At 69.0% G+C, this 16,100-nt stretch carries 12 protein-coding genes; 8 read left to right on the top strand and 4 right to left on the bottom strand.

The genetic code is table 11. The features are described 5' to 3' along the window. The first annotated feature begins 4 nt into the window (after positions 1-4). The 5 genes from ACLBW1_RS07130 (at position 5) to ACLBW1_RS07110 (ending at position 6,975) form a co-directional block, all read left to right on the top strand. Positions 5-1,285: a glycosyltransferase gene (locus tag ACLBW1_RS07130; RefSeq protein ID WP_447811184.1), complete on the top strand. Its 1,281-nt coding sequence runs from the start codon at positions 5-7 to the stop codon at positions 1,283-1,285. 308 nt (positions 1,286-1,593) lie between these two features. Next, complete coding sequence (locus ACLBW1_RS07125; RefSeq protein ID WP_447810945.1) at positions 1,594-2,424, top strand: alpha/beta hydrolase; 831 nt, start codon at positions 1,594-1,596, stop codon at positions 2,422-2,424. Between the two features lie 260 nt (positions 2,425-2,684). Then, positions 2,685-4,193 carry a condensation domain-containing protein gene (locus ACLBW1_RS07120; RefSeq protein WP_447810943.1) on the top strand — a complete coding sequence of 503 codons (1,509 nt, stop codon included), beginning with the start codon at positions 2,685-2,687 and terminating at the stop codon, positions 4,191-4,193. Further along, the gene (locus ACLBW1_RS07115; protein ID WP_447810941.1) at positions 4,190-5,620 is read left to right on the top strand and encodes a condensation domain-containing protein; all 1,431 of its coding nucleotides are present in this window, start codon (positions 4,190-4,192) and stop codon (positions 5,618-5,620) included. Before ACLBW1_RS07120 ends, ACLBW1_RS07115 begins: the two co-directional genes overlap by 4 nt. Beyond that, positions 5,617-6,975: a condensation domain-containing protein gene (locus tag ACLBW1_RS07110; RefSeq protein WP_447810939.1), complete on the top strand. Its 1,359-nt coding sequence runs from the start codon at positions 5,617-5,619 to the stop codon at positions 6,973-6,975. Before ACLBW1_RS07115 ends, ACLBW1_RS07110 begins: the two co-directional genes overlap by 4 nt. A 15-nt stretch (positions 6,976-6,990) precedes the next feature. Here ACLBW1_RS07110 and ACLBW1_RS07105 read toward each other — a convergent pair whose 3' ends face one another. Both ACLBW1_RS07105 and ACLBW1_RS07100 read right to left on the bottom strand, forming a co-directional pair. Further along, positions 6,991-8,334: a hypothetical protein gene (locus tag ACLBW1_RS07105; RefSeq protein ID WP_447810938.1), complete on the bottom strand. Its 1,344-nt coding sequence runs from the start codon at positions 8,332-8,334 to the stop codon at positions 6,991-6,993. Between the two features lie 43 nt (positions 8,335-8,377). Beyond that, the gene (locus ACLBW1_RS07100) at positions 8,378-9,733 is read right to left on the bottom strand and encodes a hypothetical protein (protein ID WP_447810937.1); all 1,356 of its coding nucleotides are present in this window, start codon (positions 9,731-9,733) and stop codon (positions 8,378-8,380) included. Positions 9,734-9,908: 175 nt separating this feature from the next. Between ACLBW1_RS07100 and ACLBW1_RS07095 the strand changes: the two genes are divergently transcribed. Both ACLBW1_RS07095 and ACLBW1_RS07090 read left to right on the top strand, forming a co-directional pair. Further along, positions 9,909-11,213 carry a glycosyltransferase gene (locus tag ACLBW1_RS07095; protein WP_447810936.1) on the top strand — a complete coding sequence of 435 codons (1,305 nt, stop codon included), beginning with the start codon at positions 9,909-9,911 and terminating at the stop codon, positions 11,211-11,213. A 96-nt stretch (positions 11,214-11,309) separates the two neighbouring features. Then, positions 11,310-12,212, top strand: a complete 903-nt coding sequence (locus ACLBW1_RS07090) for a glycosyltransferase family 2 protein (RefSeq protein ID WP_447810935.1) — start codon at positions 11,310-11,312, stop codon at positions 12,210-12,212. Between the two features lie 57 nt (positions 12,213-12,269). Here the strand turns inward: ACLBW1_RS07090 and ACLBW1_RS07085 are convergent, their stop codons facing one another. After that, positions 12,270-13,091, bottom strand: coding sequence for an ABC transporter permease (locus tag ACLBW1_RS07085; protein WP_447811183.1), 822 nt, complete (start codon positions 13,089-13,091; stop codon positions 12,270-12,272). A gap of 8 nt (positions 13,092-13,099) precedes the next feature. Next, positions 13,100-14,119, bottom strand: a complete 1,020-nt coding sequence (locus tag ACLBW1_RS07080) for an ATP-binding cassette domain-containing protein (RefSeq protein ID WP_447810934.1) — start codon at positions 14,117-14,119, stop codon at positions 13,100-13,102. Between the two features lie 470 nt (positions 14,120-14,589). Between ACLBW1_RS07080 and ACLBW1_RS07075 the strand changes: the two genes are divergently transcribed. Further along, positions 14,590-16,095, top strand: coding sequence for a condensation domain-containing protein (locus ACLBW1_RS07075; RefSeq protein WP_447810933.1), 1,506 nt, complete (start codon positions 14,590-14,592; stop codon positions 16,093-16,095). The last annotated feature ends 5 nt before the right edge of the window (positions 16,096-16,100 follow it).

Genomic DNA, 16,100 nt, shown 5'->3' with positions numbered 1-16,100 from the left:
GGCGATGCGAGTGGCGTTCGCGCTCAACGGGAGTCGCGGTGACGTGCAGCCCGGCCTGGCCGTGGCGAAGGCATTGACCCAACGCGGGCACGACGTCGCGGTCGGGGTGCCGGAGAACCTGCTGGAGTTCGCGGGCGACCTCGGTGTCGCGGCGACCGTGTTCGCGCCCGACACCGCCGACCTCCTCGCGTCGCCGCTGGTCCAGCGCGACCTGAAGTCACGTAACCCGCGCACCCGATCACGCGCGTTGCGGGAGGTGACCGAGTTCGGGGCCACCGCCATGGACGATCGCTTCCTCGAGATCAGCGACGGTGCCGACATGGTGGTGACCGGGTTGATGGGTCAGGAGCGCGCGGCGACCATCGCCGAGTACCGGGGCGCGCGCTACGTCCCGCTGCACTACTGCCCCATCCGTCCGAGCCGCAGCGTGCCGGTTCCGTTGGGGCCGCTGGCCCATCTCGCGGCCGTCCCCCGTCTGAGCGTCGCGGTGTGGCGAGGGGTCGAACTCGCCTACTGGCACCTGTCGGCGAAAGGCGCCGACGCCGCACTCCGGCAACGCCTCGGCATGGCACCGGCAAGCGGTCCCCTCGCCGATCGTCTCGCCGATGCCGACACCCCCGAGATCCAGGCATACGAACCCCGACTCTTCCCGCGACTGGCGCAGGAGTGGGGTGCGCACCGACCGATGACGGGTTTCCTGACCACCTCCGCCGACGCCACTGACACCGGCGCCGAGGATGCCGACACGGCCGCCTGGTTCGACGCGGGCGCGGCACCGGTCTACGTCGGGTTCGGCAGCATGCCGTTGACCGACGCCGCGACGACCGTCGGCGCCGTCGTCGACGCGCTGCGAGCGCGCGGGCGGCGGGTGCTCGTCGGCGCGGGTCCCAACCTGGCGGCGATCACCGCAGCGGCGCCGACATCGGGGGGACCGGATGTACGCGTGGTCGGTTCGGCCGATCACGCCACCGTCCTCCCGCGGTGCGCGGCGGCGGTCCACCACGGCGGCGCGGGCACCACCGGCGCGAGCCTGCGCGCCGGGCTGCCGACCCTGATCGCCGCCTTCAGTGCGGATCAGCCGATGTGGGGGCGAGCGATCGTTGATTCCGGGCTCGGCGCGACCTGTCCGATCGGGAGACTCACCGATCCGACGGTCCTGTCGGCGGCGTTGGCGACAATTCTCGACGACGACGTCGCGAATAGGTGTTCGGAGTTCGCCGGTGTGATGATCGATCCCGCGACGGCGGCGAATACCGCGGTCGAGACGATCGAGTCGGCACTGTGACGTCTGTCGGCGAATTCGATACTCGTGTCGATCGTTTCGCCTGCCTATGAGACACTGTGGCCTGACTCACGTAAAGGAAATCCATGCCTTCTGAAAGCTCTCGCGCGGCGCGCACATCTTCGTCCACGGGCACCGATGTGTCGCGTCGTTCGCGAAGGTTTGTGACATTTCTCAGCGTCGCACTCGTGTCGTTGTTCTTCGGTACATCATTGAGTGCGGTCGCGTCGGCGGCACCCGCCGCCTCCACGATCGAGAAGGTGGTGTCGGAGGGCCCCAATCAGTTCGCCGCGTACATCTACTCGGCGTCGATGGCGAAGACGATCAAGGTGCAGGTGCTGGTTCCCGCCGTCGATCGCGGCCCACGGCCGGTGCTGACGATGCTGAGCGGCCTCGGCGAAGAGGACCCGAACAACAGCATGTGGTTCCGCAAGACCGACGCTAAGGATTTCTTCCGCGACAAGAACGTCACCGTCGCGTTCCCCCTCGCCGGCAACGGGAGCTTCTACACCGACTGGCAGCGTGACGATCCGAAGCTAGGGCGCTACCGGTGGGAGACGTTCCTGACCAAGGAGATGCCCCCGCTGATCGACAAGCAGTTCAACGGCAACGGGATTCGCGGGATCGCGGGTCTGTCGATGGGTGCCGGTTCGGCACTGATGCTGGCCGCACGCAATCCTGGCTTCTTCCGGTCCGTCGGCTCCTACAGCGGCTGCTCCACCACCGCCGACCTCCTGTCGCAGGGCGTGGCGCGCGGGATCGTGGCGGCCTTCGGCGGCGACGCGAACAACATGTGGGGTCCGCCCACCGACCCGGCCTGGGCGGCACACGACGTGGTGCTGCGGGCCGAGGGGCTGCGCAAGAGCACCGTCTACGTGTCGGTCGGCAGCGGCCTCCCCGGACCGTTCGACGATCCGAAGTACCCCGGCAACGATAACCCGAACGATCGCATCATCGTCGGCGGCGGGATCGAGGCGGGCGCCAACCTGTGCACCCACCGACTGGCCGACACACTTGCGGCGCGACGGATTCCGGCGACCTTCGATTTCGAGGGTCACGGCACGCATTCCTGGCCGTATTGGCAGGAGCAGATGAAGCGCAGCTGGCCCATTCTTTCGCGCGGCTTGGGCGTGAAGGGATAACAGGAGGCGACTTTCCTGTTACGTCCCGTCGCACGCCGGACATATTCTCCGCATCGCCGCGGGGGATATGTCCGGAAGCGTCTGTGAATCCCACGACGGCGTGGGATCCGAGCATTAAATATCGACGATGTTCGCGTTAGTCTCTCGGTAGCGTGCCGGGGGTACGGTCACGCGGCGAAGCGCGTCGCGACGACCGTTTCGTGTTCGAGATCGACGATGTGCCCAGATCGACACGAGCATGGACAGTGAGGAGATCTCCGATGGAATACACCGAACTCGCCGATTACCCGCTCCCCGCGGGGACCGTGACCGAGTGGACTCCCTCGGCGGTCGACAGTGACTGGACCGACGACGAGCGCCGCCTGTCCTACGCACACCTCGAACACGCCCGCCGCGCCCTCGAGATCGGCGACGACTGGTACAGCCAGTGGATCGGCACCGCCTTCCGGATCCTCCATCCGCTCGACGCCGATGCCCTCCGCACCACCCTCATCCGCTGGTTCGCGCGCCACGAGGCCTTCCGGTCGACGGTGGCACACCAGCCGGTGTCCGCCGAGACCGGCATCGAGGACGAGTTCGGGCGGCGGATCATCGCCGCCGAGTCGGTGTCGATCGCAGTCTCGCGAGACGAGCACAGTTCGAGCAGCAGTGCGGTCTACGAGCGCATCAACGAGCTGTTCAACACCACGATCACCCCCCTGCAGTGGCCGCACTGCCGGGTGCTCACCGTCGAGCCCGACGACACCTCCGACTCGTTCCTGGTGGTCTTCGGGGCCGATCACACGGTGATGGACGCCTACACGCAGGTCTTCGCGATCAAGGAGCTGACCAAGCTCTACGAGTCGGCGCTGCTGGGCCACGACGACACCTTGGCGACGTTCGGCAGCTATCTCGATTTCAGTCACGCCGAGCGCGCCAGCGGCGCCCGCCTCGACGCCGAGACCATCGAGGTCACCCGGTGGGCCGACTTCCTGCGGTCACACACGCCGTCGCAGCCCGATCCGATGCCGGCGTTCCCCCGCCCCCTCCCGGAGCCGGAGCCCGAGACCGGGCACGCCGACCCCATCCCCCACGTCGGCAGCGTCCCCTCGACGTTCCAGGGCAGCCTGTCGACCTGGCTACTCGACGCCGAGCAGACCCAGCGCTTCCACGCCACGTGCAAGGCGTTGGGCGCCAACATGCAGGCCGGCATCTACACGGCCCTGTCCATCACCACCCACCGGTTGTCGGGTTCGGGTGAGCTCCGCTTCATCAGCCCCGTGCACACCCGTACCGAACTCCAGTGGGGTGAGGCGGCGGGATGGTTCGTCGGCCTCATCCCGGTGCATCTCAAGCCCGGTGACGTGAGCACGTTCTCCGAGGCGATCGGCCCGGTCGCCGAGTGCGCACGCGAGTACAAGGACCTCGGCACGGTGCCGTTCCACCCGATCGCCGACCTCGTCGGCCACCAGACCCCTCCGCAGCTCGTCGTGTCCTACATCGACCTGCGCGCGGCCGAGGGCGCCGATCAGTGGGAGGCCATCGACGCGCGCGTCCTGCGCAGCGCGTGCGCCCAGTCCGACGAGGTCTACTTCTGGATCAACCGGTTCGCGACCGGCACCAACCTCTCCACCCGTTTCCCCAGTGGGCATCCCGGCGCGAACGACGTGCACCGGTTCCTGCGGACCTTCACCGATGTGTTGCTCGAGGTCGTCGAGAACTCCGACACCACGTACGACACTCCGTCCCTGTCGTCGGCCGACGTGCAGTCACGAGGCCGCACGTCGTGAAGGCCGGCACCCTCCACGGGTGGGCACCGGCCCCGGGCCGGCACGTCGAGTGGCTCGTCGCCGACGAGGCGACGGCACGATCGAACGCCCGCGTCGACGCGGTCGGGCCGTCTTTCCTGCAGCGTGACCACCTCGCGGCGGCGAAGGCCAAACGGGCCACCGGCCTCCCCCACCGCGCGACCGTGGGGACCACGACCCGCATCGACGAACCACTGGACTCCGGCGCGATGGCGGATGCGATCACCGACTACATCCGCGCCCACGACGAGGTACGCAGCTTCTTCGACGTGACCGACTCCGGCGAGATGATCCGCCACGTCGCCACCCCCGAGGACATCTCGATGGTGGTGGCCGACTCAGACGGGGGCGATGATCACGCCGCGCTCACCGAGCGCCTCCTGGTGCGCATCGACGGCGAGGCGACCTACGACCGTGTACCGGGCGTCATCTTCGGCGCGGTCGACGCCGGCACGTCGTTCGCGTTCTACACCATCTCCGACCACTCCCACACCGACGGATCCGCTTCCATCCAGGCACTGTCGGAGATCTTCACCCGCTACCGCGCACATCAGCAGGGTGTCGCACCCGACCTCCCCGCGGCCGGGAGCCACCTCACCTACATCGTCGACGAGTACCGGCGGGCGGCACAGGTGTCGCCCGACGAGCCCGCCGTCGACGTGTGGCGCACGGTGTTGCGCGACCACGGTCGAACGGTCCCCCGGTGCAAGCTCGACCTGGGGCTGACCGGTCCGGATTCGGCGCCGTCCACCGAGGTGATCCGCGCGATGCTCACCGCCGAGCAGACCGAGGCCTGCGAGCGCCGGGCCCGCGCCGCCGGGGGGTCGTTGGCGGGATCGATGTTCGCTGCGCTGGCCCGCGGCGAGTACGAGGTGACCGGCGAATCGGATTTCTTCACCTCCACCGTCCTGTCCACCCGCGATCCGGAGTTCCCGGGCACGCAGGGATGGCTCTGCAACTTCGCCCCGGTGGCCGTCGACGGCGATGAACCCGACGCCGACGCCCTCGTGGTGGCCGCGTCGAACGCTCTACGCGCCAATCGCGATCTGGTCCCGGTGCCCGCCCATGCCGTCCTCGGTCTGCTCGCCGCGACAGGCGATTTCGTACCCGACGCCACGAGCCCGCAGATGGTGTCCTATCTCGACTTCCGCCGGCTCGCCGACGCCGACTCCCCCGAGATCGCCGCCGCCGGGGTGATGCCGGGCTCGGGACGCACCCGTAACGCCAACCTCTGGGTCAATCGCAACGACGAGGGGATCCACCTGTTGACCCACATCCCGGACAACCCCACATCGATCGCGTCGGTGACGGCTTTCCACGACCACGTCATCGCATTCCTGGTGGAGTACGCCGCAGGCGCGGCCCCCGTCGCGGGCGTGCCCGTCAGCGCGGCGGCGGGTGATCGGTGAAGCTCACCACGTTCGACAACCTCGACATCGCCGGCGGGGCGTTGCACCGCTGGACCGTGTCGACACGGTCGGCACCGGTTCCACACCCGACCGGCCCGTCGGAGAACGAACGCTTCCATCTCGAGGCGGTACGCGACGGCGGACTCGGATACCTCGCCATCACCTTCGACATCGATTCGGCGACAATCGATCTCACGCGCCTCCGATCCGCTTTCGAGGCCGTGGTCAACCATCACGAGGTGTTGCGAGCCCACTTCTCTCTCGACGCCGGCGAGCCCGATTCGATCCGTCGGCTCCTGCACGCCGCCGGGGGACTCGAGGTCTCCGACGTCGAGACCGTCCACGACGCCGACGCCGGCGACAACCGCGCGGCCCTGAGTGCCGCGATCGCCGACGGTTGCAGCGCGTTGACCCCCGGGTCGCACGTGTTGGCCGCGGTGCAGGGCCCGTCCACGACGACGGTCATCTGCGCCTTCGATCACTGCTACGTCGACGCGCACTCCCTCGCCGTCATCGCCGAGGACGTCCTGTCGGCCTACGAGGGCGACGCCCTGCGGACGGCGGGCAGCTTCCTCGATCATCAGGCCGCCGCTGCCGAACTCGCGCGGCAGAGCTCCGGTGACGGAGGGCTCGTGGAGAAGTGGGGCGAGTTCCTCGCCTCCACCGGGTGGACGGTGCCGGAGTTCCCCATGGATCTCGGCGTCGCCCCGGGAGAGTTCGCACCCGCCGACATCCATGTGGACACGGTGCTGACCGCCGAACAGGCTCACCAGTTCTCCGCGATGTGCGCGTCGCGATCCATCCGGTTCTATCCGGCGCTGCTCGCGGCTCTGGCCGTCGCGACCCGTGATCTCGGGGGCCCCGACCGACTGCCCCTGGTGCTCCCGGTGCACACCCGGCGCAGCGATCGCTGGTCCCGGTCGGTCGGATGGTTCGTGGCGAACGCGCCGATGATCCTCGACGCCACCGGCGACATCGACGCCGCGATGACCGCGGCGACCGCCGCGCTGTCGGAGGCACTCCCTCTCGCCGAGGTCGACCTCATGACGGTCTACGGCACCTTCGGGAGCCGGATGATCAAGCCCCGCCACGACGTCTTCATGGTGTCCTACATGGACTACCGCCGCTTCGACCGACTGGCCCACCACAACGTGCACCACGTCTCCAGCGACGGTCGCGCCGACACCCTGCAGGCGTGGTTCTGGCGCGACGAGCACGGTGTGCACCTCCGCACCCGGTATCCCGACACCGGTACCGCCGCAGCGGTGGTGAAGGGGCTCGTCGACGACATGATCGCCGTGGTGAGCGAACGGTTGGCCGCCGTCGGCGCACGGATCCCCGCGACCACCCACTGATCAACCTCGGCGTCGTCACCACGACGAGTAGGCGAGCTCCCAGGAATCCAGTTCGGCACGGATGTCGTCGTGCAGCGCGTCGGGATCACCGAAATGGTCGGGGCTGATCCCGAAGAACGCGATGGTGACCGTGGACCCGTATTCCACCGCCCACGCCGCGAGCGCAGGCCCCGTCGTGCGGCGCATCTGCGGCGTCTGGCCCTGCATCAGTGCCCTGATCGAGAACGACTCGGCGGTGACATCGCCGATCCGCAGGGCCGACTCCGGGACGGCGCCGAGGTTGGAGACGGTGGTGTCGGGCCCGGGGATCGACCGCATCATCCTCGCGATCAGTCGTCGTGGCAGCAACCGGACCACGGGCTGCAGGTTGTCGGCGGCCTGCCGGTCGCCCGTGGCGGCATAGTCGGCGAAGGCCTGCTTGCTCGCCGCACGGATCCCGGCGAGACCGGCCGCTGCCGTCGACGGTGCCGGCACGGTGATCCACACCCCGCCCGAGGCGTTGGCGCGCATGTCCGCATCGCCCTCGCGTGTGCTCACCGCCATGCACACCCGCATGTCGCCGGAGTCGGCGGCGACACCGGCCCGGTGTGCCAGACCGCTGATCACACCGGTGAACAGACTGTTCGAGGTACCTCCGAGTTCGGCTGCACGAGAACGCCATCGGCTGCGATCGACGTCGTAGAAGGCGAGCGTGGGTTCGGGAACGGGGTCCGACGCCGCGCTGGTCCCCGACGGCGCAGACGGGCGCGGACGAGACGGCGTCCGCCGGGCGGCGAGCAGGGCGCGGGGCATCGCGACGAGAAGCAGGCCCACCGATCGCGCAGCGGCACCGACCTGGATCACCGCATCGACGGCGTCGGCGCCCAGACCACCGATCCCGTGTGCCGAGGACTCGGATGCGAGCGCGGTCTGTGGGGCGGAGGTCGCTGCGGCATCGAGTGCGCGATACACCCCCTGCCCGTCGGACACCATGTGCGACACCAGGAGTGAGACCGCCATACGTCCCGATCGCAATCCCACCGCGGCGAGTTCCCACCCGCGACCGCCCACCGGATCGAGTCGCACCGTCCGCACGCGCCGGTCGAACCAGTCGGCCACGTCGACGTCGTCGATCGGTTCGGGCGACACGACGACGTCGGCGGGCGAATCGCTGCGCACCCATCGCGCGCGGGCGAACGGCACCCGCGGCTCGACCACCTTGCGTGACAGGAACCCCCGGGACAACTCGGCATGCAGGGCGGCCAGGGCCCGGGTTCCGGGGTCGCGCGGCAGGACCCAGCAGAGCTGGATGGGTGCCGCGAGTCCGAAAAGCTGCTCTGCCAACAGATACGACTCGTCGTTGCCGGTCACTCGATCCATCGGCATCACGGTAGTTGCTGATGCGTACCACCGCAGTCCGAGGTCACCACATGCGATGTACGACACCCCATCCGTCGAGCTCGGCGGCCACACCCGACCGGAGTGCGGCCGCCCCGTCGAACGCGGTCTCGTCGAAGGCCGCCACCGACACGGTCACGGTGTCACCGGTCTGGAGCAGCCACGCCTGCAGGCCGTCGCCGAAGCGGTAGGGCTCGGCAGGGTCGACGCCGATGGCGTCACCGCGAAAAGCCATGCCGGTGGCCCGCATCCCGGCAAGCGTCGCGACGTCGTCGGGGTAGGCACCGATGTTCGAGGTCATCGCGTCGGGCATCCCGTCGCCGGCGGTGACCGCCGCCACCACCACCGACAGGGGCAGCAGACGGAGCGCCGGTTGCAGATGCACGATCATCGCCCGCTCCCCGGCGGCCAGTTCGGAGTAGGCGCGTTTGCAGTCCCGCCTCAGCGGTCCGAGATCGGTTCCCGCACGCAGGGAATCGCCGACCAGCACCGAGACCCCGGCAGTGGCGTTCGCACGGTCGTCGTCGGTCCCGCGCTGATCGACCGGGATCCCCACCTTGAGGTGCTCGCCGGGTCGGGGGGACACGGCCGATCGCAGCGCACCGGCGATCACGGCGATGAACAGCGTGTTGACGGTCCCACCGTGGCGCTGCGCGGCGGCGGCGAACTCGTCCGCCGGAATGGAGACGATCGCCCACGTCGTCCGCGCTCGCGGCGACCGATCCCGGATCGGCTTCCGTGGCCGGCGAGGGCGGGCAGGCGGCGGTGCGGGGACCGACGGCCCACTCGACCGTCTGGTCAACGATCGCAGGAGACTCCCTGCAGCGGTGACGATGCCGGTGCCGGCGGACGCGACACCGTGCACGGCGTCCCCGGCGTCGGCGACAAGGGTGTGCGCCGACCGGCCGGGATCGATCCCGAGGGGGTCGGGGGTGGCGTCCCCGGACAGCGCGCGGGCGGCCGCGGTCACCAGCCCCTTGCCGTCGGTGACGAGATGCAATGCGGTGAGCGACACCACGTGACGGCTGTCCTCGATGGGTACGGCCCGCAGTCGGTAGGTGGCACCGCGCTCGGGGTCGAGCGGGACGGTGTCGAGTTCCTCTGCCGCCCAGGCCTCGACGGAATCGGCCGCGATCGGGTGGGTGTCGCAGATCACCTCGGGGATCGCGGGTGCGTGACCCCATCGCGGCCGGGCGGTCGCCACCGACGCCCGGGTCACACGCCGATTGAGCGGACCAGCCGCCAACGCCGCGTTGACCGCTCGCAGATCATCCTCGGAGACCGCCCGGGGGAACGTCCAGACCAGCTGCAACACCACCGACCACCCGAACGCCCGATGCATGAACCAGTACGTGAAATCCTGCCCGTCAAGACGTCTCACGCCCACCCTTTCCGGCCCGCTCGTCCGATCGGCCCGTGTCGACTGCGAACGCTAGTGCCGACGCCACCCGCTCGCAGGACACCGGACGCGGGGTCGCTCGCGCTGCCCTCGCCGCGTTCTGTCGTTACCGTCGGACGCGGGACCCGAGGGGCGGGTCGGCGGACGGGGGTGATCGGTGCGCCTCGTCCTCGCGTTCCACGGCAGTCGAGGCGACGTGCAGCCCGGCGTCGCCCTCGGGAGGGTTCTCGCCGAGCGCGGACACTCGGTCGTACTCGCGGTGCCGCCCAACCTCGTCGACTTCGCCGCGCGGTCGGGCCTCGAGGCGCGGGCGTGCGGACCCGACACCGGCGAACTGCTCGCCTCCGACCTCGTGGTGTCGCGCAGCCGGTCGCGCAACCCGGTCCGCCGGGGCCGGGCGATCGCCGAACTGGCACTGCAGGGCGGACTCACCGCCCAGTCGGACCTGATGGCTCTGTCGCACGGCGCCGATGCGATCGTGGGCGGCAGCGTCGGACAGGAGCGCGTGCTCAACGTCGCAGAGTCGCTGCGGGTCCCGTATCTACCGGTCCACCTCTGCCCCTTGCGCTCGAACCGGTCGGTCGCGCTCGTGTCGCCGGGCGGACAGCAGCTCGGCCCACGGTCCACAAGCGTGTCGTGGTGGGTGATCGAGCAGGCATTGTGGGCGGCGGGTCGGCGCGGTGAGAACCGTCTGCGCCGCGACCTCGGGTTGCCGGCGGCTCACGGGCCGACCGCCCGCCGCATCGTGGCGCAGGGGGTACCCGAGATCCAGGCCTACGATCCTGCGATGTTCGTCGATCTGGGGCGGGAATGGGGTTCACGACGGCCGCTGGTCGGTTTCCTCGATCTCGATGCCACCACACGTGCGATGGTCGACGACACCGACGGCACCGAGGATCTCGACGACTGGCTCGATGCCGGGCCCGCACCGGTCTACATCGGCTTCGGCAGCATGAGCGCGATCGACCCGCACCGCCTCGCCACGGCGGTGATCGACGGCACCGGCGAGCATCGTGTGCTCGTCGCCACCGGGTGGAGTGATCTCCTCCACCCGGACTCCCTGGAACCGGCTGTGCGACAACGCCTGGCCGACGCCGGTGACCGGATACGGATCGTGCGCGCGGTCGACCACTCGACCGTGCTCCCGCGATGCGCGATCGCGGTGCATCACGGGGGCGCCGGATCGACCGCGGCGTCGCTGCGATCGGGACTGCCGACGGTGATCTGTTGGCTCGGCGCCGATCAGCCGCTGTGGGGACGGACGATCACCCGCCTGGGGGTGGGGACCGCATTCGCGCAGGCGCAGGTCACCGCAGACACCCTGCGTTCGGCGATCACGCGAGTCGACACCGTGACGACGCGAGAGGCGACCGCGGCCTTGCGCCGACGTCTCGTACCGGCCGACGCCGCCGCCGACCGTGCCGCCGCCGTGGTGGAATCGTCGGTGGCACAGCGAGAGTGACGGTCACCACCATCGATGCCCACCATCCGGCCACGCCGCGTGCGATCCCCTACTGTCAGGAAGCATCACCTTTCGTCGACCATGGGGGGACACGACGTGTCGGAGGCAGCCCATCCATCAGGACTCGACCTGTCGGTGGTGATCCCCACCTACGACGAGGAGGAGGTCATCGCCGACTGCCTCGACCGCCTCGTCTTACAGCTCGATCACATCGCCGAGATCGTGGTGGTGGACAACAATTCCCACGACAAGACCGCTGACATCGTCGCCACCTACGTCGACCGGTATCCCCAGGTGCGGATGATCACCGAGTCACGCCAGGGACTGGTGTTCGCGCGCAACGCCGGACTCGACGCCGCCACCGGCGACGCGATCGCCCGCATCGATTCCGACACCATGGTCGGACCGACCTGGGCGCGCGACATCCTCGACTTCCTCGGCGCGGACACCGACAACGAGTGGGCCGCCCTGTGTGGACGGGGTGAGGCCTACGGACTCCCCTACGGAGACGCCATGGCCGGGGTGAAGAAGCGACTCCGGTTCGTGCCCTTCACCTCTCGCCCTGATGCGTCCGTGGCCGACGTTCGACCGGTCATGGTCCTCTACGGTTCGAACATGGTGCTGCGCCGCTCGACGTGGGTCGCGGTCCGCGACGCGGTGAGCATGCGCCGCGACATCTTCGAGGACGTCGACACCGGGCTCTGTGTCGGTGAGATCGGTGGGCGCAACGCCTTTCTGCCGCACCTCGGGGTGGGCGTGTCACCGCGGCGGATGGAGACCGGCGTCGTCTCGTTCGTCCGCTACATGAGCTTCCTGCCGCGCACGCTGTTCCTCCACCGCCGATACGCACTCGGTGTCGGTGCCTGGATCCTCTACATCCCCTGGGTCACCGCCGTGCACGTCGCGCGGCTTCTCCTCATCCGCAGCTGGGATCCCGACACGCGCGGCTTCTCCGTACGGAACCTGCTGCGACCCACCACCGATCGAGGCGTTCCCTGACCGCAGGGACTGAGGCCACCGTCACCCCCCGCGGTGCGCCGCGTCGAGCGGGCCGTCTCAGGCGCGGCGCATGTACACACGCAGGGTGAGCGGGGCGACGACAGCCAGCACGCAGGCCGCACCGAGCAACGACCACGCGATCTCGGCGCCGTAGCGCCCATCGGTCATCTGTCGCACCGCCGACACCAGGTGGGAGACAGGATTGACGTGGGCGAAGGCCTGCATCCACCCGGGCATCGTCGCCACGGGGACGAGTGCGTTCGACATGAAGGTCAACGGCATCAGGACCAGCATCGACACGCCCTGTACGGTCGACGCCTTGTCCATCAGCACCCCCATGAGGGCGAACACCCAGCTCAGCGCGAAGGCGACGACCACCACGAGCAGGCAGGCGCCGATCGTCCCTATCACGCTCGCCGGTCGGTAGCCCATGATCAGTCCCACGATGATCGTGATGGTGGTGCCGACCACGTACCGCACCATGTCCGACAGCAACGACCCCGCCAACGGGGCGATGCGAGCGATCGGCAACGAGGTGAACCGGTCGAACACCCCCTTGTCCATGTCCTCGCGGAGTTGCACCCCGGTGGTCACCGACGCGGCGAGCACCACCTGCACCAGCACCCCGGGGATGAGTATCGGGAGGTAGCCGACGACGTCGCCGGCGATCGCGCCGCCGAAGATCGACGAGAACATCACGGTGAAGACGATCGGCAGGATGATGACGTCGAACAGCAACTGCGGGTTGTGCTTGATGCGGAGCAGACCTCGGGCCGCCATCGTCAACGACTGCGACACCGCATCGGTCGCCGTCACCCGTACGGCGACCGGGACCTCTGAGCGGGCTGTGCCGGTGTCGGTGATGCCCACGGGAGTCATGTCGATGGTCATGCCGCGTCCTCCTCGGTGCCGATGGATCCCGACCCGGTGGTGGAGCCCGGCCGCGCGGTGAGTGCGAAGAACACATCGTCGAGACTGGGGCGGGCCACCGACATCGCGGCGACCTCGACCCCCGCGGCGCTCAACGCCACCAGGATGGTGCCCACCAGCGCGGTATCGGTGATCGGGACCGACAGCGACGCCGGACGATTCCTGGTCCCCTGGCCACCGGCGACCTCCGACGTCGTCACCGTGGTCGAGGTGTGCCGACCGATCACCCCGGCCGCCACCGCGTGGTCGGCCGGGTCTACGAGGGTCAGCAACAGGCTCGCCGACCCGACCGAGGCCTTGAGTTCGTCGGCGGTCCCCTCGGCGACCATCGTCCCGTGATCGATCACCGCGATCCGGTCGGCCAGTTGGTCGGCCTCCTCGAGGTACTGCGTCGTCAGGAGCACGGTCGCCCCGTCGTCGACGAGGGAGCGCACCGTCTCCCACATCTGCACCCGGGTCCGCGGATCGAGCCCGGTGGTCGGTTCGTCGAGGAAGATCAGCGGAGGTCGCGACACGAGGCTGGCGGCCAGGTCCAGCCGGCGGCGCATACCACCGGAGAAGGTCTTGACGATGGCGGTCGCCGACTCGGTCAGCGCGAACACCTCGAGCAGTTCGCGAGCACGCGCCCTGGCGTCGGCGCGTGAGCGGCCCAGGAGTCGGCCGAAGATCATCAGATTCTCCAAAGCGGTGAGATCCTCGTCCACCGAGGCGTATTGACCCGTCAGACCGATCAACGAACGCACCTCGGTCGCGTGGCCGACCACGTCGTGACCGAAGATCCGCGCCGAGCCCAGGTCGGGTCGGAGCAGCGTCGCGAGCATCCGGACCAGTGTCGTCTTGCCCGCTCCGTTGGGGCCCAGCACCGCATGGACCGACCCGCGGGCCACCACGAGGTCGACACCGGAGACGGCCAGGCGACCGCCGAAACGCTTTCCCAGACCTGCTGTCTCGATGGCCGCGACGTCGACATCACTCATGACTTCCCCTCCCTGTCCCCTCGACGAGCCGTGGGGTTCGTCGACGATGGTGGTTCCTCGGGGAGGAGTGTATCCAGCTCGCGGCACCCTCCGAGCGGCTCCGTGTCGAGCCGTCGAGGTGTCGGTCTCACCGAAAACCGCACTGAACGAATCGATTTCATGGGCCCGTAACATCGTCGACATGTGTGGTACGGGCGTACCGCTGATCTGCGATGACAAATCTCGCTGCGGTACTGCACTTTTCACACCTCGGCACGCACGCGGGGTGGCGCCCGTCATCACCGGGCCGGCCAGTGAGCAAGCACACTGGTTACTCGAGTGAACAATCTTCACGGGCCGCCCTACACTTGCCCCATCGACCTCCCCGGGATGTCCACACGAGACGGATCGGGGTCCTTCGCCCGCCGACGCGCGAACGTGTCGAACCGATTCCCGACCACCTCGCGTTTCGCGAATACCGAAAGGTGACAGTGGAATTCACCGAACTGGCCGATTACCCCCTTCCGGCGGGGGAGGTGATCGAGTGGGTGCCGCGACTGGTCGACCACGACCACGACGGCGACGTGTGGAGCGACGATCCGCGGCCGCTGAGTCATCTGCACGAGGAGTACTGCACGCGCGGCAGCGTCGCACGGAGCGCGCGCGACGACGACGGGCATCCCGGGTCGTGGCTCGGCGCGGTCTTCGTGGTCCCCCACCGTCACGACCGGTCCGCACTCGGGCGTGCGCTGACGACCTGGATGCGCACCCATGAGGTGTTCCGCACCACCGTGCAACGATGCGACGATACCGACGGGCCGTCGTTGCGCCGGCGTGGCACGCATCTCGACGTGGAGGTCGTCGAGAACGTCGTCGGCACCCTGTCGAGCGGCACCGGTGTACACCGCCACCTCCTCGAACGGTTCGAGACGCTGTCGCCGCTGCGATGGCCACACTGCGTGGTCGCGACGATCACGCGCGCCGACCACGAGACCTCCACCGAGGTCGACGACGCCGGCGAGATCGGCGACAGCGAGTTCCTGCTCGTCTTCGGTGCCGACCACTCGGTGATGGACGCGTACTCGATGCTGTTGGCGATCGGTGAGATCCAGGGGCTCTACGCCGCCGAACTGTCGGGTACGCCGACGCCACCCGCGCCGGTCGGCAGCCACGTCGACTTCAGCGTGCAGGATCGCCGACGCGGGGCCGACCTGCACCCACATCATGACGCGGTACGGACATGGGAGGCGTTCCTGTCGACCGAGGGCAACCGGTTCCCGGGCTTCCCCTTGCCGGTCACCGACGATTCGGTCACCACGGGTGTCGTCACCCGCCGAGCCAACCAGAGCGGGATGTCGTCCTGGGTGCTCTCGGCGGATCAGGCCGACGACATCAATCGGTGGGCGCGTGCCTGCGGGCATTCGATGCAGACCGCGGTGCTCGCGGCGCTCGCGGTGGCGGTGCGCTCGATGTCGGGTACGGAGACAATCCGGTTCGCCATGCCCATGCACACGCGTACCGACAGGCGATACACGTCGTCGATCGGATGGTTCGTCGGCGTCGTCCCCATCGAGATCGATCTGGCCGGCGCACAGACCCTCGAGGACTGCCTCGCAGCCACCGGCGCCGCCATCGCCGACCGCAAGTCGTTGGCGCAGTATCCGTTTCCACGGATCGCCGAGATCACGGGTATCGACGCCAATCCCCGTTTCGTCGTGTCCTACATCGATGCGCGGTACGTCCCGGAGTCGACGCACTGGTCGCGCTGGGGGGCGCGCACACTGCGTGGCGCCGCGGACTCCGACGACGAGGTCTATCTGTGGATCGTCCGCTCCCCGAAGGGCATCTCGGTGTCGGCGCGATTCCCCGGCAACCGTGTCGCGACCGAGAACGTGCATGCACTCCTGCACCGCCTGAACGCCGTGCTGGCATCACCCGCCGAATGCGATCACCGCCACGACATCATCGACGCGACCGACGTCTCGGCAGCGGGGTGATCACA

Source organism: Williamsia sp. M5A3_1d, from assembly GCF_053345315.1.
The sequence above is the reverse complement of the archived record's forward strand: the minus strand, read 5'-3'. Positions and strand labels throughout refer to the sequence as shown.